The sequence below is a fragment of the Oceanihabitans sp. 2_MG-2023 genome, from assembly GCF_030547245.1.
Classification (GTDB): Bacteria; Bacteroidota; Bacteroidia; order Flavobacteriales; family Flavobacteriaceae; genus Oceanihabitans.
Genome location: NZ_JAUOQT010000009.1, coordinates 60,454 through 81,301, shown reverse-complemented (window position 1 = coordinate 81,301; position 20,848 = coordinate 60,454). Strand labels below are relative to the sequence as shown.

General features: G+C 33.0%; 16 protein-coding genes and 1 tRNA gene. 15 read left to right on the top strand and 2 right to left on the bottom strand.

The features are described from left to right. The first annotated feature begins 45 nt into the window (after nucleotides 1–45). The 10 genes from Q4512_RS15150 to Q4512_RS15105 all read left to right on the top strand — a co-directional run bounded on the left by Q4512_RS15150 (nucleotide 46) and on the right by Q4512_RS15105 (nucleotide 8,796). Nucleotides 46–1,104, top strand: a complete 1,059-nt coding sequence (locus Q4512_RS15150) for an anhydro-N-acetylmuramic acid kinase (RefSeq protein ID WP_303426130.1) — start codon at nucleotides 46–48, stop codon at nucleotides 1,102–1,104. A 71-nt stretch (nucleotides 1,105–1,175) separates the two neighbouring features. Beyond that, nucleotides 1,176–2,402, top strand: coding sequence for a Glu/Leu/Phe/Val dehydrogenase dimerization domain-containing protein (locus Q4512_RS15145; RefSeq protein WP_303426128.1), 1,227 nt, complete (start codon nucleotides 1,176–1,178; stop codon nucleotides 2,400–2,402). A gap of 8 nt (nucleotides 2,403–2,410) precedes the next feature. Next, entirely contained in the window at nucleotides 2,411–3,805 is a 1,395-nt protein-coding gene (gene nhaD / locus Q4512_RS15140) for a sodium:proton antiporter NhaD (RefSeq protein ID WP_303426126.1), read from the top strand. A 54-nt stretch (nucleotides 3,806–3,859) separates the two neighbouring features. Continuing rightward, the gene (locus Q4512_RS15135; RefSeq protein WP_303426124.1) at nucleotides 3,860–4,561 is read left to right on the top strand and encodes a MotA/TolQ/ExbB proton channel family protein; all 702 of its coding nucleotides are present in this window, start codon (nucleotides 3,860–3,862) and stop codon (nucleotides 4,559–4,561) included. 24 nt (nucleotides 4,562–4,585) lie between these two features. Then, entirely contained in the window at nucleotides 4,586–4,978 is a 393-nt protein-coding gene (locus tag Q4512_RS15130; protein WP_303426123.1) for a biopolymer transporter ExbD, read from the top strand. 61 nt (nucleotides 4,979–5,039) lie between these two features. Beyond that, the gene (locus tag Q4512_RS15125; RefSeq protein WP_303426121.1) at nucleotides 5,040–6,233 is read left to right on the top strand and encodes an energy transducer TonB; all 1,194 of its coding nucleotides are present in this window, start codon (nucleotides 5,040–5,042) and stop codon (nucleotides 6,231–6,233) included. A gap of 36 nt (nucleotides 6,234–6,269) precedes the next feature. Continuing rightward, a complete protein-coding gene (locus tag Q4512_RS15120) occupies nucleotides 6,270–7,121 on the top strand; it encodes an energy transducer TonB (RefSeq protein WP_303426120.1) in 852 nt (283 codons plus the stop codon). Between the two features lie 2 nt (nucleotides 7,122–7,123). After that, nucleotides 7,124–8,341: a folylpolyglutamate synthase/dihydrofolate synthase family protein gene (locus tag Q4512_RS15115; RefSeq protein WP_303426119.1), complete on the top strand. Its 1,218-nt coding sequence runs from the start codon at nucleotides 7,124–7,126 to the stop codon at nucleotides 8,339–8,341. A 119-nt stretch (nucleotides 8,342–8,460) separates the two neighbouring features. Next, nucleotides 8,461–8,535: transfer RNA gene (locus Q4512_RS15110), tRNA-Val, on the top strand. A gap of 135 nt (nucleotides 8,536–8,670) precedes the next feature. Beyond that, entirely contained in the window at nucleotides 8,671–8,796 is a 126-nt protein-coding gene (locus Q4512_RS15105; protein WP_303426117.1) for a hypothetical protein, read from the top strand. A gap of 57 nt (nucleotides 8,797–8,853) precedes the next feature. Here Q4512_RS15105 and murF read toward each other — a convergent pair whose 3' ends face one another. Both murF and gldJ read right to left on the bottom strand, forming a co-directional pair. Beyond that, on the bottom strand, nucleotides 8,854–10,131 hold the full coding sequence (murF, locus tag Q4512_RS15100) for a UDP-N-acetylmuramoyl-tripeptide--D-alanyl-D-alanine ligase (protein WP_303426116.1): 1,278 nt from the start codon (nucleotides 10,129–10,131) through the stop codon (nucleotides 8,854–8,856). A 144-nt stretch (nucleotides 10,132–10,275) separates the two neighbouring features. Continuing rightward, entirely contained in the window at nucleotides 10,276–11,955 is a 1,680-nt protein-coding gene (gldJ, locus tag Q4512_RS15095) for a gliding motility lipoprotein GldJ (RefSeq protein WP_303426114.1), read from the bottom strand. A 266-nt stretch (nucleotides 11,956–12,221) separates the two neighbouring features. Between gldJ and porU the strand changes: the two genes are divergently transcribed. The 5 genes from porU to Q4512_RS15070 all read left to right on the top strand — a co-directional run bounded on the left by porU (nucleotide 12,222) and on the right by Q4512_RS15070 (nucleotide 20,840). Continuing rightward, nucleotides 12,222–16,100, top strand: coding sequence for a type IX secretion system sortase PorU (porU, locus tag Q4512_RS15090; protein WP_303426112.1), 3,879 nt, complete (start codon nucleotides 12,222–12,224; stop codon nucleotides 16,098–16,100). Nucleotides 16,101–16,134: 34 nt separating this feature from the next. After that, entirely contained in the window at nucleotides 16,135–17,376 is a 1,242-nt protein-coding gene (porV, locus tag Q4512_RS15085) for a type IX secretion system outer membrane channel protein PorV (protein ID WP_303426110.1), read from the top strand. A 171-nt stretch (nucleotides 17,377–17,547) separates the two neighbouring features. Further along, the gene (gene cdd, locus Q4512_RS15080) at nucleotides 17,548–18,030 is read left to right on the top strand and encodes a cytidine deaminase (RefSeq protein ID WP_303426108.1); all 483 of its coding nucleotides are present in this window, start codon (nucleotides 17,548–17,550) and stop codon (nucleotides 18,028–18,030) included. A gap of 191 nt (nucleotides 18,031–18,221) precedes the next feature. Continuing rightward, the gene (pdhA, locus tag Q4512_RS15075; RefSeq protein WP_303426106.1) at nucleotides 18,222–19,220 is read left to right on the top strand and encodes a pyruvate dehydrogenase (acetyl-transferring) E1 component subunit alpha; all 999 of its coding nucleotides are present in this window, start codon (nucleotides 18,222–18,224) and stop codon (nucleotides 19,218–19,220) included. Between the two features lie 3 nt (nucleotides 19,221–19,223). Next, a complete protein-coding gene (locus tag Q4512_RS15070; RefSeq protein ID WP_303426104.1) occupies nucleotides 19,224–20,840 on the top strand; it encodes a pyruvate dehydrogenase complex dihydrolipoamide acetyltransferase in 1,617 nt (538 codons plus the stop codon). Nucleotides 20,841–20,848: the final 8 nt, after the last annotated feature.

The following is a 20,848-nucleotide window of genomic DNA, read 5'->3' as shown; positions in this document are numbered from 1 at the left end:
TCTTTAATAACATATTTTCAATAGAGATTGCTATTTTTACACAATATGACAAAGAATGAATACAAAGTTATAGGTGTAATGTCTGGAACATCCTTAGACGGAATAGATTTAGCATGCGTTACTTTTACTTATGAAACAACATGGAAATTTAAAATAACATGTTGTAATACTGTTGGGTATTCTCAAGCATGGCTGCAGATTCTTAAAGAGTTAGTTTCTCAATCTTCTGAAGCCTTAAAACAAATCGATAGCAAGTATACTGCACATTTAGCACAAGTAATTAATACTTTTATTCAAGAAAATAATATTCAAAATATAGATGCTATTTGTTCGCATGGACATACTGCATTACATAAACCAGAAAAAGGTTTAACTTATCAAATAGGAAATTTAAAAGAATTAGCGACTTTAACAAATAATAAAGTGGTTTGCGATTTTAGAGTACAAGACGTTGCTCTGGGTGGTCAAGGTGCACCATTGGTCCCAATAGGAGATCAATTATTGTTTTCAGAATATGACTATTGCTTAAATTTAGGCGGATTTGCAAATGTTTCATATCAAGAAAATGAAAACCGAATTGCTTATGATATTTGCCCGGTAAATATTGTGCTAAATAAATATGCAAATAGGTTAGGATTCCCTTACGATGATAAAGGGAAAATAGCTAAGTCTGGAACTTATTTAATGCAGTTAGGTAATGATTTGCGAAACTTAGTTTTTTATAAGCAAAAGCCACCAAAATCATTAGGTCTTGAATGGGTAGAAACTGAAATTTTTCCTAGACTAGACGCATTTAAAAGAAAAGAAAAAGATCTACTACGAACCTTTACAGAACATGCATCAAGCCAAATAGCAAGAAATTTTAATATTAGAAGTAACGTTTTGGTAACTGGAGGAGGCGCTTATAATGATTACTTAATTTCTAGGATTAAATTTAATAAAGAGTTAAATATTATTATACCATCTAAAGAAATAATAGAGTTTAAAGAAGCTTTAATTTTTGGTTTTTTAGGAGTGCTAAAAATACGAGAAGAAGTAAATTGTTTAAGCAGTGTAACAGGAGCAAAACAAAATCATAGTTCTGGGAAAATTTATCTTCCTTAAAAATATTATAAATTTAATATAAAGCACTTTTAGTTTTTTATATTTGTTAACAGAATTAACTAACTATATTAATGAAAGAATTACTTAGTAAGTACGAAAATAAAGAACCGGAAATTGTATTTAATTGGAAAGACCCAGAAACAGATGCCGAAGGGTGGACAGTAATAAATTCATTACGAGGTGGAGCTGCTGGAGGCGGAACCAGAATGCGTAAAGGTTTAGATATGAATGAGGTTTTGTCGTTAGCTAAAACCATGGAAGTAAAATTTACAGTCTCTGGACCAGCAATTGGAGGCGCAAAATCTGGTATTAACTTCGACCCTAAAGACCCAAGAAAGAAAGGTGTTTTAGAGCGCTGGTATCGTGCTGTTTCACCTTTACTTAAAAGTTATTATGGAACGGGAGGAGATTTAAATGTAGACGAAATTCATGAAGTAATTCCTATTACCGAAGAAAGTGGTGTTTGGCACCCGCAAGAAGGTGTTTTTAATGGACACTTTAAACCTACCGAAGCAGATAAGATTAATAGAATAGGACAATTACGTCAAGGGGTAATAAAAGTAATTGAAAACCCTAACTTCTCACCTAACGTTTCAAGGAAATATACAATTGCAGATATGATTACAGGCTTTGGTGTTGCCGAAGCTGTAAAACAATATTATACTATTTATGGAGGATCTGTTGTTGGTAAAAAAGCAATAGTTCAAGGTTTTGGTAATGTAGGTTCTGCAGCAGCATTCTACCTTTCACAAATGGGAGCAAAAGTTGTTGGTATTATAGATCGCGTTGGTGGTTTAATTAATGAAGAAGGATTTTCTTTTGAAGAAATTACAGACCTATTTTTAAATAAAGATGGAAATACATTAGTAGCAGATAATTTGATTCCTTTTGAAGAAATGAATGAAAAAATTTGGTCACTAGAAACACATGTATTTGCTCCTTGTGCAGCATCTAGATTAATTACACAAGATCAAATCGATCAAATGATAGACACCGGATTAGAAGTTATTTCATGTGGTGCCAATGTGCCATTTGCAGATAAAGAAATCTTTTTTGGTTCTATTATGGAACATACCGATAATCGCGTAAGTTTAATACCAGATTTTATTTCAAACTGTGGTATGGCAAGAGTCTTTGCTTACTTTATGGAACGTAAAGTGCAAATGACAGACGAAGCCATTTTTAACGATACTTCCGAAATTATAAAAAAAGCAATTCAAAACGTACATAACAAAAACCAATCGAAAACAGGAATTAGTGCAACAGCATTCGAAATCGCATTAAGCCAACTTATTTAACACATTTTATGGAAACAGTAATTATTTTAGTATTTGTATTAGGTTATTTAGCTATCACTTTAGAGCATAGCATTAAAATAGATAAACTTATACCAGCTCTAGTCATGATGGCTATTTGTTGGGCTTTAATTGCATTAGGAATCGATAGTTTTCCGCAGTGGTTTGATTCTGCAAAACATAGTCTACTAGACAATTTTGGTTTAATTGGGCATGAAGAGAAAATGCACATGATGGAAGAAACGCTGCTACACCATTTAGGTAAAACAGCAGAAATTCTAGTATTCCTTTTAGGAGCAATGACTATCGTTGAAATTATAGATTATTTTGATGGTTTTTCTACTATTAAAGGCTTTATTAAAACAAAAAAGAAGTCTAAAATTTTATGGATCTTTGCTTTCTTAGCATTTATCCTTTCAGCAATTATAGATAACTTAACAGCAACCATCGTTTTAATATCGATACTTCAAAAAATTGTTAAAGATAGAGAAGTTCGTATTTGGTATGCTGGTCTAATTATTATTGCAGCAAATGCAGGTGGTGCTTGGTCTCCAATTGGAGATGTTACAACAACAATGCTTTGGATTGGTAAAAAAGTAACTACAGGACACTTAATTGGCTACTTATTTGTACCATCCTTGTTATGTATGTTAGTTCCAACCTTTATAGCTTCCTTTTTACCAGCTTTTAAAGGGAATTTAGATCAAATAGAAGAAGAAACGGATAAACCAAAAAGTAAGTATAGTGCAGCCATGTTATACCTTGGTTTAGCAGGAATTGTTTCTGTTCCAATTTTTAAAACAGTAACACATTTACCTCCTTATGTAGGTATGATGTTAGCTTTAGGTGTTGTCGCTATTTTTGCAGAAATATATAGTAGTTCTAAATTTAGTATTTCGAGCCATGATTCAGAAGAAAGCGATGCACATGCACACCATAGCCCAGTTCACCATTCCTTATCTAAAATAGAAATGCCAAGTATTTTATTCTTTTTAGGAATTTTAATGGCTGTTGCAGCACTCGAATCTTTAGGGATTTTATTCGGTTTTGCTACCACTTTACAAGATACTATGCCAATGCTTGGTACAGAGTTGCATCATGGAGGAGTTTCCGATTTAGTCGTATTGTTATTAGGAGTAGGTTCTGCAGTTATTGATAATGTACCTCTAGTTGCAGCAAGTTTAGGAATGTTCTCTGAACCAATAGATAATGAGCTTTGGCACTTTATTGCATATTCTGCTGGAACAGGAGGAAGTATGTTGATTATAGGTTCTGCAGCTGGAGTTGTTGCTATGGGAATGGAAAAAATAGATTTCTTCTGGTACCTAAAAAAGATCGCTTGGTTAGCTTTTGTTGGCTTCATAGTCGGAGCTGCAGCATTTATGGTAACTAGAACTTTATTCTAATTATACTTTACATTAAAAACTAACGTTAATAACAGTAGAAAAAACAATTTGTTTATGTTAAATACAATAATACAAGACGCACAAGATGGTGCAGAATTAGTAACCGATGGTGATTCTGTAGAAAAAACACTTTCTGTAATCGAATTAATATCTAGTGGCGGTACAGCTGGTATAGTAATCATGGCATTATTATTTGTCTTACTAATAGTTGCTATATATATTTATTTTGAAAGAATTTTTGCAATCAAAGCAGCATCTCAAGTAGATGCCAATTTTATGAATCAAATAAAAGACCACGTGTCTAATGGTAAAATTGATGCAGCTCAAATGTTATGTGTACAACAAAACTCACCAGTTTCTAGATTAATAGGAAAAGGGATAAGTAGAATAGGAAAACCTTTAGAAGATATAAATACAGCTATTGAAAATGCAGGTAGATTAGAAATTTACGGACTAGAAAAAAACGTGAGTGTACTAGCTACTATTTCTGGAGCTGCACCAATGATAGGATTTCTTGGAACTGTAATCGGAATGATTTTATCTATTTTCGAAATAGCTAATTCTGGAGGCTCTATAGATATTAAAACACTTGCAGATGGTTTATATACTGCAATGACTACAACTGTTGGAGGATTAATTGTTGGTATTGTAGCATATGTTGCATACAATCATTTAGTTGTAAAAACCGATAAAGTAGTATATCAAATGGAAGCAAATTCTTTAGAGTTTTTAGACCACTTAAATGAGCCTGTTTAATTTTAATCCTTTCAATAAATAAGTATGAATTTAAGAGGAAGAAATAAAGTAACACCAGAATTTAACATGTCGTCTATGACAGACATTGTATTTCTGCTGCTTATCTTTTTTATGATTGCATCTACACTTGTTTCGGCTGAAGCCATTGATTTACTGTTGCCAAAATCATCTAGCAAAACAACGCAAACAAAAAATGTATCTGTAAGCGTAGATAAAGATGTTAATTATTATGTAGATATGAAAAAGGTATCTAAAGATAATTTAGAAGCAGAAGTAATCGCGAAAGTTGGTGAGACAGACACACCAACCATCACTATTCGTTCAGATCAAGACGTAGAAATGAAACATGTAGTTTTTATAATGGATATTGCTAACCGAAATAAAATCAAGTCTACTTTAGCCGTAAAATCACAATAGACTATTGCTATAATTTGGCATACAGATTGTAGTTTAATATATGTAAGAATACATCATTTAAATGAAATACTTTACTACCAAACACGAAAAAAATGCAGCAAAAATAACAACATTAATTACGTTGATTATTGTTTTGTTGCTTTTTGTTGTTGGTCAAGAATATAAAGAACAGCCAGACGAATATGGTGTAGCAATAAACTTTGGTAGTGGTGCACCAGCAGGAGGAAATATACAGCCCAATACACCTAAAGTAACTGAAGAAGAACCTCAAGAAGAAATAGAAGAAGTAATTGAAGAAGAAGTAATTGAAGAGGTTGAAGAAATTATAGAAGAAGAGGAAGTAGAAGATACTAGTGAAGCTGAAGCTCAAGCAGAAGAGAAAGCTGAAGAAGAAAGACTTGAAGAGGAGAAATTAGCAGAAGAAAAAGCGGCAGAAGAAAAAGCACTTAAAGAAATTGAAGATGCTAAAAAAGAAGCAGCCGAAGCCGAAAAAATATTAAAAGAAGAAGCCGAGGAAGCAGCACGATTAAAAACCGAAAAAGAAGCGAAACAAAAAGCAGAGGCTGAAGCAAAAGCAAAGGAAGCTAAAGAAGCAAAAGAGGCAAAGGAAGCTAAAGAAGCTAAAGAGGCAAAAGAGGCTAAAGAAGCAAAGGAAAAAGCCGACGCTGCCGAAAAATTAAAAAAAGAAAACGAAGCAAAGGCAAAAGCAGCAGCAGCAAAAGCAGCAGCAAAAGCGAAAGCAGAGGCAGCAGCAAAAGCGGCTAAGGCTAAGGCTAAAGCTGATGCAGAAGCAAAAGCTGCCGCAGAAGCAAAAGCAAGAGCAGCTGCAAAAGCCAAGGCCGATGCCGATGCAAAAGCAGCAGCAGATGCTGCGGCAAAAGCGAAAGCTAATTCTGGAGGAGGAGAAACATCTTTTGCATTAATTGAAAATGTACCAATTTACCCAGGATGTGAAGGAGGAAATAATGAAGCGAGAAAACAATGTATGAGTGATAAAATTAAACAGTTTATCATAAATAATTTTGATACGGATTTAGCATCCGATTTAACAGGAGTTCAAAAAATTAACATCTCCTTTAAAATTAATACTTCAGGAAATGTTGTTAGTATAGGAGCAAGAGCAGCTGATCCAAAATTAGAAGCAGAAGCAAAACGAGTAACTAAATTACTCCCTAAAATGAAACCAGGAATGCAACAAGGTAGTCCTGTAACTGTTTCTTATGGTTTGCCTATTAGAATTCAAATGAAAAAATAACTTGCGTTTGCTTCGTAATGTAAGAATTAAATTTAAATGAAATACTTTACTACCAAACACGAAAAAGATTCGGCAAAAATAACCACGCTTCTTGTGTTAATTATTTTATTGCTAATTTTTGTGGTAGGGCCAAAATATATGGATCCTCCAGAAGAGTATGGTGTTGCTATAAATTTTGGTACAACAGACTTTGGTTCTGGTAATGTGCAACCAACCAAACCAATAAAATCAAAAGACTTAAATATTAATAAACCACCAGAAACAGAGCCTACAGAAGTTTCTGAACCTGCCAAAGCAACGCAAGCTACAGAAGAAGTTTTAACCCAAGAAACAGAAGAAGCTGTAGCAATACAAAAAGAAAAAGAAGCTGCGAAAAAAGCTAAAGCTATTGCAGATGCTAAGGCTAAAGCCGAAGCAGATAGAATAGCAAAAGAAAAGAAAGAACAAGAGGAGAAAAAGAAAAAATTAGATGCTCTAATTGGTGGTGTAAGTAATTCGGATGGTAACGAAACTGGTAGCGAAGGCGATGATGATAAAACGGGTGATAAAGGACAATTAAATGGTGATCCTTATGCATCTAGTTATTTTGGGGATCCAGGAACTGGAAGTGGAGGAGTTGGTTATGGTTTAAATGGAAGAGGAAAACCAACAAAACAGGTGTTTAAACAAGATTGCAATGAGTCAGGAATGGTCATTGTAAAAATTGTGGTAAACAGAAGTGGTAATGTAATTGAAGCGGAACCAGGAGTTAAAGGAAGTACAAATACAGTAGATTGTTTGCTCGAACCAGCAAAAAAAATCGCCTTATCTCACAAATGGAAAGTAGATAGTAAAGCACCAGCAAAACAAATAGGTTTTGTAAAAGTTAACTTCAATTTAGGGCAATAAAAATGACATATACAGATACTGTAAATTGGATGTTTAACCAATTGCCAATGTATCAAAAACAAGGCAAAAAGGCGTATAAGGAAGATTTAAGTAATACCTTAATTCTGGCTAAACATCTTAAAAACCCTGAAACTAAATTTAAATCTATTCATGTTGCAGGAACCAATGGTAAAGGTTCTACAAGTCATATGTTAGCCTCTGTTTTACAAGAAGCAGGATATAAGGTAGGTTTGTACACTTCCCCGCATTTAAAAGATTTTCGAGAACGCATAAAGATTAATGGCAAAGAAATTAGTAAGCAATTTGTTCTAGGGTTTATTAAAAGAAACAAAACCTTTTTAGAAACCAATAGCCTTTCTTTTTTTGAAATGACCGTTGGTATGGCATTCGATTATTTCGCAAAGAAAAAGGTAGATATTGCCATTATTGAAGTTGGTCTTGGAGGAAGGTTAGATTCTACAAATATTATTAAGCCAGAAGTTTCCGTTATTACCAATATTGGATTAGATCATACTCCGTTTTTAGGAAATACTTTACACGCTATTGCGGAAGAAAAAGGAGGAATCATTAAAAAGAATATTCCTGTTGTTGTTGGCGAAACACAAAAAGAAACAAAACCAGTTTTTAATAGACTTGCAGCCGAAATTTCTTCTCCTATATTTTATGCAGATCAATTAATAAAAGAAAGTCTGCAAAGCGATTTAAAAGGAAGCTATCAAGAGAAGAATATAAAAACCGTTTTACAAACGATTAATGTTTTGCAAACACAACATTGGAAGCTTTCAAAAGAGAATATCCAAAACGGTTTACTTTATGTGTCTAAAAACACAGGTTTAAAAGGTAGATGGCAAGTTTTACAGAATAATCCTAAAGTTATTTGCGATACAGCACATAATAAAGAAGGACTTACTTACGTGATGCAACAATTGCAAGAAGAACCTTTTAATAACCTTCATATCGTTTTCGGAGTTGTTAGTGATAAAGATTTAGATAGTATAATTCCATTTTTACCTAAAAAAGCAACTTATTATTTTTGTAAACCAAATATTCCACGAGGTAAAAATGCAGAAGCGTTATGTAACTATTTTAGAGAAAGAGGGTATGTTGGTAGTATATATAATTCTGTAAATGAAGCATATAAACAAGCTTTAATATTTGCCAAAAAGGAAGACCTTATTTATGTAGGAGGTAGTACTTTTGTGGTTGCAGAAATAATTTAAAAAAAAGTTTAAAAAAGTTTTTGAGAATCCAAAAACAGGTGTATATTTGCAGTCCTATTAAATAGGGCTCTTGGCAAAGTTGTTAAGAGTATAGGTTACCGAAACCTTTTAAATATTTCGGGCGCGTAGCTCAGTTGGTTCAGAGCACTTGGTTTACACCCAAGGGGTCAGGGGTTCGAATCCCTTCGCGCCCACATCCAATAAAAATCCTGATACAAGCAGTATCAGGATTTTTTGTTTTTATTAATTAAGTGATTTTCTACTATATATTTTAAAGTCTTTGTTTTTCGCTGTAAACCTTATTTTTATAACAAGTTGTTCCTTTATAGATGACTGTAAATGTCGTGGTGCTTTTTTATAGTGGCAACCAAATTATTACTGTTTCTAACGTAAATTGTGAAACAGGAACTCCTGGTATTCCCGATGATTTAAATTTTGTCTCTGAACCAGAGTAGGTTGTGTAGATAGTTAATGCAGTAAATACCGGTTATTTATATCGCTACTAATGTTTTTTATAGTAGATCTAAAGTCCTTTCTAAGGCCATTCCTCGAGATCCCTTTATTAAAATAGTTGCTTTTTTAGGTTGTTCAAAATTATTTTTAAAATCTTCAAAAGATTTATACTTTTTTACTTTTTCGAGAATAGTTTCCGAAGTAAAGAAATTTTCACCTATTAAAAATATTTTATTAAAACCTAAATCTGTAGTAAGTCTCGCGATGTTTTGATGTTCTGTTTTGGCTTCATTTCCTAATTCAAACATATCTCCTAATATAACCATCTTATTTTCGTCTTTCAAATTAGAGAAATTAGTTAAAGCAGCTTGCATACTTGTTGGGTTAGCATTATAAGCATCAAGTATTATTTTATTATTTTTAATAGTCATTATTTGAGACCTATTGTTTTGTGGGATATAGTTTTCTATACCTATTTTAATGTCTTTTAGCGCTACATCAAAATACTTAGCAATAATTGTTGCAGCACAAAGATTTGTAAAGTTGTAAGCGCCTATTAGGTTAGAGCTAATGGTGTAGTCTTCTACTTTTAATGATAGAAAGGGATTGGCTTCTAAAAGTTTAATTTTATAGAATTCTTTATTGGTTTGCGAGAAACCAACTTTTTTAATATAACTGCTTAATTTTTCAATTTGAATAGGGTCATCTGCATTTAAAAAAATGTGTTTGTTGTTTTTAGTTAGGTAATTGTATAATTCGGTTTTTCCCTTGATAACCCCTGCAATACTTCCAAAGCCTTCTAAATGCGCTTTGCCAAAGTTGGTAATGTAACCATAATCTGGTTGCGCGATATTGCAAAGGAATTCAATTTCTTTTAAATGATTTGCGCCCATTTCTACAATACCAATTTCGGTAGTGCTATTCATAGATAATAAAGTTAAAGGGACGCCTATATGATTATTTAAATTACCAATAGTAGCTACTGTTTTGTATTTTTGAGATAGAGCTGCGTTTATTAGTTCTTTGGTTGTCGTTTTGCCATTACTACCTGTAAGTGCAATTATTTTTACTTTTAAATAATTTCTGTGATAGCTTGCTAGTTGCTGTAATGTTTTTAAAACATCTTCAACTAGTATAGTAGCATCAGAAATATGATACGCTTCCTCATCAATTATAACATATTTAGCGCCATTTTGAAGTGCTTGTTTAGCAAAAGTATTTCCGTTAAAATTTTCCCCTTTTAGAGCAAAAAACATACTATTGTTTTCTATTTTCCTTGTGTCTGTACTAACTTTATTACATTGTATAAACAGTTGGTGTAATTGCGCTATTTTCATGTGTTTTGTTTATTGCTTTTAACTCTCTCATTAATTATATGCATAAGTAATAAGCTTTCCTAGTAGGTTCGTTTTAATAAAATAAATGTATAAAAAAAAGTCCTGACTAGTGTCAGGACTTTTTTAATTTTTATAAAAGAATTATTAGTTCTTTGTTTTCGCTTTTCCTTTAGATTTTGAACCTACACGAGACATTGCGCATCTAAATCCAATATAGTCTGTAGCCATATCTTGTGGGAAGTAACGTCTTTGTGCTGGATCTAACCAGTATTCTCTATCTTTCCATGAACCTCCTTTATAAACTCTTACTTCGTCGTTAATTAAAGAAGTACGTTTAGCAGATTGGTCATATTCACGAATCATAGCACCAGTAGAATCTGTTTCTACACTATGCTTTGGTGAGTTATACATTTTTCTAGTTACTTCAGAACTTTCATCTTCGAATCCTTCTTCTTCATCAAAAGAATCTGCATACTGTCTTGAAGAACGTTTGTCTCCATCTCTAAAGTTTCTGTTGTCACTTCTGTCAAAGTTTGTTCTTAAATAGGTTTCGTTTTCATCAACACCTACCTGTGCAATTTCACCTGGAAGGTTTCTTGCAACAATTTTTCCGTTAGATAGCGTATCGTAAACAATTTCGTCTGAAGTTACAATTTTTACAGTTCCATCATCATTAATAGCATTTTTAGTATATACATTTCCTCTGTAATAGTTAAAGTCATTAAACTCATCATCTACAATAGGTCTGTAAACATCGGCAACCCATTCTGCAACATTTCCAGCCATATCATATAAACCATAATCATTAGCTTGAAAAGACATTACTTGTTTTGTTATATCTGCTCCATCATCACTCCATCCAGCAATACCACCGTAATCTCCTTTTCCTTGTTTAAAGTTGGCCATTTGGTCACCACGAACTTTACGTTTTCCAGTACGTGTATATTGTCCACTCCAAGGGTATTTTTTTCTACCTCTGTATGTATTATAGCTTCTAATATCCGACATTCCTAAAGCAGCATATTCCCATTCTGCTTCTGTTGGTAGTCTATACATTGGTGAAATTACACCAGTTTCTCTAGTTGCATATTTGTTAATCGTATCTCCTGAAGCTGTAGTTTGTACACGACGTCTTGATCTTTCAGGATTAATAATACTATCATTACCACCATACGTTTGTGTTGGTGCATTTATGTAAGTATCTGTATTAAAGTTTGCATCTGCAGTAGCTGTTAATTTAGAATCTCTTGTTAAGTATCCAGCTTCTTCTAAATTTAATTCATTATATCTGTCAGATCTCCAGTTAGCAAATTCAACTGCTTGAATCCAGCTAACACCAACTACAGGGTATTCGGCATAAGCAGGATGACGTAAGTAGTTATTCGTCATAACTTCATTATAACCTAAACGGTTTCTCCATACTAAAGTATCTGGAGCAGCTCCATTGTATATAGCTTTAAAGTTTTCTTCTGTTGGAGGATAAGTAGATTTTAACCAATATAAATATTCTGAGTACATGAAATTTGTAACCTCAGATTCATCCATATAAAAAGATTGAATATGTTGTTGGTTAGGGCTATTATTCCAATCATGCATTACATCATCTTGTACTTTACCCATCGTAAAAGTTCCTCCTTCAACAAATACTAAACCAGGAGCCGTTTCTTGCTCTTTAAATTTTTCATTGTATTGAAAACCACCTTCTTTAGAATTTATTTTCCAACCTGTTGCTCTAGATGTGTTTTTAGAACTAGATCTTTTACAGCTAACAGCAGTTACAGATACTGCTAAAATTAATAATAATATTACTTTTTTCATTTTCATACTTTTAAAGTAAGCTACTTGTTATTTTAAGTGACGCAATATAAGAATTAAAGCCAATACTACAAGAAAAATTGTAAAAATTGATTAAAAAAAATAGCACTTCACCCTAATTATTAGACGTTACAACGATGTTTTTGATAATTTCATCGTTCATTTGTAGAACTAATAACGCACAATTTTATAAAATATTATTGTACTTTTGATTCGTTTTTTTAAAATTGTTTGTTTTTTAATAATAACATACAATTATTCACGTTATTTATGCAATGAAAAAGAATTTACTTTTACTTACGCTTATATTGCCATTTGTGGTGTTTGCACAGCAGCAAACCTTTCAAATTACTTGGCAAGATTATCAAACGATATCCAATGGAGAATTTTCTATAGAAGTGCCTTCCTTTAATAAAGAGCATTTTAATTATAGTTTAGACAATGGTATGCAATTTGTTGCGCAATGGAAAATTTCTAACTTAATTAATGAGTCTTCCGTATCTTTATCTCAAGTAGCTTACGCTAGTATTTCTTTAAACGAATTAAAAGGAGTCGATCTTAAAACGATACCAAATAGAATAAAATTTAGTTTGAATAATTCTATAGCTAGAGATAAGCGTAATGCTTATTTAACTGTTTCTCCAATTATTAAAGAAAATGGTACCTATAAAAAAATAACGTCCTTTACTGTAAATTATAATAGTACTAATGGTTCTAGGTTTTCTAATACTTCAAGAACTGAGATTACAAATTCTGTTTTAAGTTCTGGCGAATGGTATCGATTTTATGTAGATACTACAGGTGTCTTTAAAATTTCAAAAAATTTCTTAAATAGTTTAGGTGTTAATACGAACAATGTAGATCCTAGAAACATTAAGTTATTTGGTAATGGAGGAGAAATGATACCATATTCTAACGCAATAGAATACCCTTTTGACCTCACAGAAAATGCAATTCGAGTTGTAGGTGAAAATGATGGAGAGTTTAATAACGAAGATTATATTGTGTTTTACGCCAGAGGGCCAAGAGGTTATAATGCAGAAAGTAAAACAAATATTAATTTATATGCTGATAAAACATATTACTACATTAATATAAGTCCTGGTCAAGGAAAAAGAGTACAACCTTTTATACAACCAAGTGGAACTGTAGATTTAGAAATTAATCAATTTCAAGATTACCAGTTTCATGAAGTAGATACTTATAATTTAGTTAGTGTAGGTCGAAGATGGTTTGGAGATCGTTTCGATATTGAAAATAGTAAAACATTCGATTTTAGTTTTCCAGATATAGTTTCTAGCGAACCAGCTACACTTAAAGTGTATGTCGCGTCAGATTCAGATACCGCTTCAACCATGCAGATAAATCTTGGTGGTACAGAAATTACTACATTAAACATATCTGCAGTTGCAGATCCTAATTTAGCTGTAGAATCCTTTTTTAGTGGAAATGTAAATATTAATTCTTCAGAAGTATCTATAAATCTTACACATGATAATGCCGGAAACCCAAGTTCAAATGCATATTTAGATTATATCTCTATCGAAGCAACTAGAGCTTTAAACTTCTCTGGAAACCAATTTGTCTTTAAAAATAATCAAGTTATTAGAGATCCAGGTATTGCTAGATATACATTAACGAATGCAACCAATGTTTCCGAGATTTGGGATATTACAGATTTGTACAACATTACAACTGCAGTTAATACAGATGCAAGCGCGACACTGAGTTTCACATCTAATATGGGGAGCTTTAAAGAATATACGATAATTACAGATTCCGATTATTATGAGCCTAAAAGAGATTCTAATTCGAGTGTTGCCAATCAAGATTTAAAAGGAACTATCTTTTTAAATAGTCAAGGAAATTTTCAAGATGTAGATTATTTAATTGTAACACCAGACTATCTTAAATCTCAAGCAGAAAGGCTTGCCGAAATTAACAGACAGCAATATGGTTTAAATGTAAAAGTGGAAACGCTAGAAAGAATATACCAAGAGTTTAGTTCGGGGAGTCAGGATATAGGTGCTATTAGAAACTTTGTTAAATATATCTATGATAATGCAAGTACTCCTGAAAATAAAATAAAATACCTCTGTCTATTTGGAGATGGATCTTTTGATTATAAAGACAGAGTAACTAATAATACAAATGTGGTTCCTTCGTGGCATGCATTAGAAAGTTTTAACTTAACAAACTCTTTTGTTTCTGATGATTTTTATGGAATGATGGATGATAACGAAGGTTCTATGGCAGCTTCCGAAAAACTGGATATAGCCATTGGTAGAATTCTAGTAAACTCCACACAACAAGCAAAAGAGATTGTAGATAAAATGATTTCCTATCATAATGAAGCAAGTTACGGTAGTTGGCGTAATAATTTTATTGTCGTTTCCGATGATGTTGATGAAGCTTGGGAAAGAGTCCTGCAAGAAACAACAGACGAGTTAGCAAACACTATTGTAGAAAGTAAACCATTTTTAAATCCTATAAAAATTCATAGTGACTCGTATTTGCAAGAAGCATCTGCAGGTGGAGATCGTTATCCTAAAGTAAATGACGCACTTGCTAATGCTATTGAAAACGGAGCGCTAGTAGTTACTTACTTTGGTCATGGTGGTGAAGATGGATTAGCACACGAACATATTTTCGAAAAAGTAGACACACAAGAATTAAATAATGTTTGTAGATTAAATTGTTTTGTTACAGTAACTTGTGAGTACACAAGATTCGATAATCCTTTACGAACGACTGCAGGAGAGCTTACTTTTTGGAATACTACTGGAGGTTCTGTTGGATTAATCACTACAACAAGAAAGATTTTTGTTAGTGTAGGAATAACTTTTAATGAAGTTTTAGGAGAGTATATGTTTTCTTATAATGATTCAGACGATTACGAAGATCATGAATATCCTTCTATGGCAGAAGCATTAAGGTTGACAAAAAATGATCCTTCAATTTCTAATATATCACAAAGAAGACTTGTCTTTTTTATTGGTGATCCAGCAATGAAATTAACTTTTGCAAAACCTAATATTAGACTTACTAAAATTAATGATGTGCCAATTGAAGACGAAACCGATACCTTAGAAGCTTTAAGTCGTGTAAAATTATCTGGAGAAGTAACCGATGTAACTGGTAATGTGCTAACAAATTATAACGGCGTACTCTCTACAACTATTTATGATAAAGAAATTGATAGAACCACTCTTGCTAACGATTTTACTAGAGATGGCGGGCAATTTATATACTTAGATTATAAAACACTAGGCGAAATAATCTTTCGTGGACAAGCTTCCATAACGGATGGCCAATTCGAATTCGAGTTTGTAGTACCAAGAGATATTGGTATTCCTGTAGGTTTTGGAAAAGCAAGTTTTTATGCAAAATCTGAAATACCTTTTCTACAAGACCAAACAGGAGCTAGTATAGAAACTATTAAAATAGGAGGAATAAATGCCGATGCACCAGAAGATAATGTTGGTCCATTAGTAACGCTATATATGAATGACGAAAGTTTTGTGTCTGGTGGTATAACCAATGAATCTCCGTCCTTATTAGTGAAGTTAGAAGATGAAAACGGAATTAATACCGCCAGCGGAATCGGTCATGATATTGTTGCAATTATCGATGGAGACGAAACTAACGCTTATGTTTTAAACGATTATTACCAAACAGAAGTTGATGATTATACGAAAGGAATAGTCAATTATCCCTTTAGAGATTTAGAACCAGGTTTACACACTTTATCACTTAAAGCTTGGGATGTATACAACAATTCTTCTACACAAGAAATTCAATTTGTAGTCTATGACGAAGACGAAAAATTAGTTATCAATAACGTATTAAATTATCCAAACCCTTTTGTGAATTATACCGAATTTTGGTTTAACCACAATAGTTCAGAACCTTTAGACGTTTCAGTACAAATATTTACCGTTTCTGGAAAGTTGGTAAGAACCTTAATAGGACAAACCAATAACTCCGAATGTTGTGGTAAAGGAGCGTCTGCATTATCTAGAGATATTGTTTGGGATGGTCGTGACGATTTTGGAGATAAAATAGGAAAAGGGGTCTATGTATATAAACTAACCGTTCGCTCTAATACCCTCAATAAAAAGGTAGAAAAAATAGAGAAACTTGTAATACTATAATATTAATTTATATTTGTTAAATAAAATAAACTAAATGAAGAAGTCAATTTTAACTATAGCTTGCTTATTATTAATAGCTAAAATAAATGCACAAACTACTGTAATAGCAGACCCTAATGATTCCAGAGTAATTACAACAGGTATGCCATTTATACTTATTGCTCCAGATGCACGTGCAGCAGCAATGGGAGATATGGGAGTAGCAACTTCTGTAGATGCAAATTCACAACAATGGAATCCTTCCAAATATGCATTTTCCACAGATAAGCAAGGTTTTGCACTTAACTATACACCTTACTTAAGTAAGTTAGTTAACGATATATCTATTGCATACGTTTCTTATTATAATAGATTAAGTGATAGAAGTGCAGTTTCTGCTAGTTTAAAGTATTTTAGTTACGGAGAAATTGAATTTGTACAAGATGAGACCTCTACTCCTTTAATACAAAAGCCAAATGAATTTGCATTAGATGTGGCTTACTCACTTAAATTAAGCGAACAATTTGCTATGTCTGTAGCTATGCGTTACTTAAATTCTGATTTAAAATTAGACGGGTTTGATCCAGACGCTAAAGCAGCTAGTACCTTTGGTGTAGATATTTCTGGATATTACCAAAGTGAAGAAGAGGCATATAATAGTTTTAATGGTAGAACTCGTTTAGGTTTTGCGATTCAAAATATTGGACCAAAATTTAAATACTCCGAAGGTGGTGTAGAAAACTTTCAACCAACAACCTTACGTTTAGGTGGTGGTTTCGATTTTATTCTAGACGATTATAATAAAGTGTCTTTAACAGGAGAGGTTACTAAATTATTAGTGCCAACGCCTCCAAAAACAGGTGTAGAGTACGAATATACTGATGTAGATGGAAACGGTGAATATGATGAGGATATAGACGGTCCTTTAGGTGCTGTTGTAGATGATTATGTTATTATGGAAGGTAAAGACAACGATGTAAGTTTCGTAAATGGTATGTTTCAATCTTTTGGAGATGCACCAGGAGGGTTTAGTGAAGAAATACAAGAGTTTACCTATGCTATAGGTGCAGAATATTCTTATCAAAATTCATTTGCATTTAGAGCAGGATATTTTAACGAGGCAGAAGATAAAGGAGCTAGAAAGTTTTTTGCATTAGGAGCTGGATTTAAATTTAGTGCAGTAACCGTAGATTTATCCTATTTATTCTCCGCTTCTAAAGTACAAAGCCCACTAGAAAATACATTACGTTTCTCTCTTGCATTTAATCTAGGAGCAGATTCATATACAGAATATTAATTGTAAACTGTAATAAACAATAAAAACTATTGCCAAAAGCAATAGTTTTTTTGTCTAAAATACTTTCTTATCTTTAAATTATGAAACATACAATACGAATTTATAATCAAGACCGAGAATAGGTAGTTTTGCATGTTGTATCTTGCTAATAAAGGCAATAAAAACGAATAGATGAAAGAAATAAAAATAGAATCCACACTAACTGTTTATAACGATTTTAATGAATTGCCAAAAAATATAGCTGCGCTTATGGAGCAAGCAATGGAAGCTAGAGAAAAAGCATATGCTCCTTATTCTAAATTCCTTGTTGGAGCAGCTATAGCTCTAGAAAATGGACAAGTAGTAACAGGAAGTAATCAAGAAAATGCGTCTTATCCTTCCGGTTTATGTGCCGAACGTACTGCCATTTATTACGCAGGAGCAAAATACCCAAATGTAAAAATGAAAACCATGGCTATTGTGGCTGGTTCTACCTTGCATCAAACCATTGCACCAATTCCCCCTTGTGGAGCTTGCAGACAAGCAATTGCAGAATATGAAATAAAACAAGACGAAGACATCGAATTATATTTTATGGGAGAAACAGGAAAAGTAGTAAAATCTAAGTCTCTAGCTAATTTACTGCCTTTGGTATTCGATAAGTCCGTTCTATAGACGAATCGAAATCGATTTCGGAAAATTTTACAATTTTCTGCCTTTTTTATTCCTAACTAAAGTGTTACTTTTGTTAGTGGAACTTTTTTTGAAAATTATTATTTTTCAAAATTAAGCAACAACAAAATAAAGTGAATACCAATGTAATATTGGTGTTAATAAATGAAATTTTATAATTAATAGCACTACCAATGCAAAAAATCACTAAAGAAGTATACCTTAAATGGTATGAAGATATGTTATTCTGGCGAAAGTTTGAAGACAAACTAGCTGCAGTATATATCCAACAAAAAGTAAGAGGTTTTCTTCATCTTTATAATGGTCAAGAAGCAGTATTAGCAGGAGCTTTACATGCAATGGATCTTTCTAAAGATAAAATGATTACTGCATATAGAAATCATGTACAACCAATAGGAATGGGAGTAGATCCTAAACGCGTAATGGCAGAATTATTTGGTAAAGCAACAGGAACTTCACAAGGTCTTGGTGGTTCTATGCACATTTTTTCAAAAGAAAAAGGATTTTATGGTGGTCATGGTATTGTTGGTGGGCAAATTCCTTTAGGTGCAGGAATGGCATTTGGAGATAAATATCACAATACAGGAGCAGTAACTATTTGCTGTTTTGGTGATGGTGCAGCTAGACAAGGTTCTTTACATGAAACTTTTAACATGGCAATGCTTTGGAAATTACCAGTAGTATTTGTTTGCGAAAACAACGGTTACGCAATGGGAACTTCTGTAGAACGTACTGCAAATCATACCGATGTATGGAAACTAGGTTTAGGTTACGAAATGCCTTGTGGTCCTGTAGATGGAATGAACCCAATAAAAGTTGCCGAAGCTTTTGATGAAGCTCTAGAACGTGCTCGTCGCGGTGATGGTCCAACATTTTTAGAATTAAAAACATATCGTTATAGAGGACACTCTATGAGTGATGCACAACATTACAGAACAAAAGACGAAGTAGAAGAATACAAGAAAATTGACCCTATTACACAAGTAAAAGAGGTGATTTTAGATAAAAAATATGCTTCAGAAGACGATATTAAAGTTATCGACAAGAGAGTAAAGGCTCTAGTTCTCGAATGTGAAAAATTTGCAGACGAGTCTCCTTATCCAGATAAAAACGTAATGTACGATGTCGTTTACGAACAAGAAGATTATCCATTTTTACAACATAAATTATAAGCTATGGCAGAAATAATAAATATGCCTCGATTGAGTGACACGATGGAAGAAGGTACTGTTGCAGCGTGGCTTAAAAAAGTAGGTGATACAATTGAAGAAGGAGATATTCTTGCAGAAATTGAAACCGACAAAGCAACGATGGAGTTCGAATCTTTTCATGAAGGTGTTTTATTACACATTGGTGTGCAAGAAGGAGAGACTACTAAAGTAGATGAACTTTTAGCAATTATAGGAGAAGAAGGAGAAGATATTTCTGCATTACTTTCAGGTGCAAATCAAGAAGCTCCAAAAACAGAAGAAAAAGAAGAAGCAACTACTTCTAGCGAAACAGCAACTACTTCAGAAAAACAACAAGAATTACCTGAAGGAGTAATTGTGGTTACTATGCCAAGATTAAGCGATACCATGGAAGAAGGTACGGTTGCAACATGGCTTAAAAAAGTAGGAGAAGAAGTAGAAGAAGGAGACATACTTGCAGAAATTGAAACAGACAAAGCAACGATGGAGTTTGAGTCTTTTCAATCTGGAACTTTATTATACATAGGTCTAAACGAAGGAGATTCTGCTAAAGTTGATTCTCTTTTAGCTATCATTGGTCCAAAAGGAACAGATGTTTCCGCAGTAGCCAAAAACTTTAAAGTAGAAGGAGATGCTCCTGCTGCTAAAAAAGAGGAAGCACCAAAAGCAACAGAAACTAAATCTGAAGCACCTAAAAAAGCAGTATCTAAACCGGCAGTTAAACCATCTAATACAAATACAACTTCGGGGGATAGAGTATTAGCTTCTCCATTAGCTAAAAAAATGGCAGAAGAAAAAGGAGTTAATTTAACTCAGGTAGCAGGTTCTGGTGAAAATGGCAGAATTATAAAAAGAGATATAGAAAACTTTACTCCATCTACATCCGGTACATCCGTTGGTAAATTTGTACCAACAGGACAAGAAGATTTTGATGAGGTACCAAATTCTAACATGCGTAAAGCGATTGCTAAAAACCTAGCGAAATCTAAATTTACAGCACCACATTATTATTTAAATGTGGAGTTTGATATGGAGAATGCTATCGCATTTAGAAAACAATATAACTCTATTCCAGATACAAAAATATCTTATAACGATATGATTGTTAAAGCATGTGCTTTAGCATTAAAAGTGCATCCTCAAGTAAATTCGCAATGGTTTGATGACAGAATGCAATTAAATAATCATGTACATGTTGGTGTTGCAGTAGCTGTACCAGATGGTTTATTAGTTCCTGTAGTAAAATTTGCTAACGAGCAAAGTTTAACTCAAATAGGAGCTGCTGTAAGAGATTATGCAGGGAAAGCAAGAAATAAAAAGCTTGCATTAGATGAAATGGAAGGAAGTACTTTTACTATTTCAAATCTTGGAATGTTTGGTATAGAAAGTTTTACATCTATTATTAATCAGCCAAACTCGGCAATACTTTCTGTTGGTAATATTGTTGAAAAGCCAGTAGTAAAAGAAGGAAAAATTGTAGTGGGTAACACGATGAAGCTAACGCTTGCTTGTGATCACAGAACAGTGGATGGAGCAACAGGAGCACAGTTTTTACAAACCTTAAAAGGGTATATTGAAAACCCTGTTACTATGCTAGTATAATACATTAT

Bases quoted from the DNA above. Each gene is read 5' to 3' on its own strand.
- Q4512_RS15150 (WP_303426130.1), top strand. From the start codon at position 46: ATGACAAAGAATGAATACAAAGTTATAGGTGTAATGTCTGGAACATCC.
- Q4512_RS15145 (WP_303426128.1), top strand. From the start codon at position 1,176: ATGAAAGAATTACTTAGTAAGTACGAAAATAAAGAACCGGAAATTGTA.
- nhaD (WP_303426126.1), top strand. From the start codon at position 2,411: ATGGAAACAGTAATTATTTTAGTATTTGTATTAGGTTATTTAGCTATC.
- Q4512_RS15135 (WP_303426124.1), top strand. From the start codon at position 3,860: ATGTTAAATACAATAATACAAGACGCACAAGATGGTGCAGAATTAGTA.
- Q4512_RS15130 (WP_303426123.1), top strand. From the start codon at position 4,586: ATGAATTTAAGAGGAAGAAATAAAGTAACACCAGAATTTAACATGTCG.
- Q4512_RS15125 (WP_303426121.1), top strand. From the start codon at position 5,040: ATGAAATACTTTACTACCAAACACGAAAAAAATGCAGCAAAAATAACA.
- Q4512_RS15120 (WP_303426120.1), top strand. From the start codon at position 6,270: ATGAAATACTTTACTACCAAACACGAAAAAGATTCGGCAAAAATAACC.
- Q4512_RS15115 (WP_303426119.1), top strand. From the start codon at position 7,124: ATGACATATACAGATACTGTAAATTGGATGTTTAACCAATTGCCAATG.
- Q4512_RS15105 (WP_303426117.1), top strand. From the start codon at position 8,671: ATGACTGTAAATGTCGTGGTGCTTTTTTATAGTGGCAACCAAATTATT.
- murF (WP_303426116.1), bottom strand. From the start codon at position 10,131: ATGAAAATAGCGCAATTACACCAACTGTTTATACAATGTAATAAAGTT.
- gldJ (WP_303426114.1), bottom strand. From the start codon at position 11,955: ATGAAAATGAAAAAAGTAATATTATTATTAATTTTAGCAGTATCTGTA.
- porU (WP_303426112.1), top strand. From the start codon at position 12,222: ATGAAAAAGAATTTACTTTTACTTACGCTTATATTGCCATTTGTGGTG.
- porV (WP_303426110.1), top strand. From the start codon at position 16,135: ATGAAGAAGTCAATTTTAACTATAGCTTGCTTATTATTAATAGCTAAA.
- cdd (WP_303426108.1), top strand. From the start codon at position 17,548: ATGAAAGAAATAAAAATAGAATCCACACTAACTGTTTATAACGATTTT.
- pdhA (WP_303426106.1), top strand. From the start codon at position 18,222: ATGCAAAAAATCACTAAAGAAGTATACCTTAAATGGTATGAAGATATG.
- Q4512_RS15070 (WP_303426104.1), top strand. From the start codon at position 19,224: ATGGCAGAAATAATAAATATGCCTCGATTGAGTGACACGATGGAAGAA.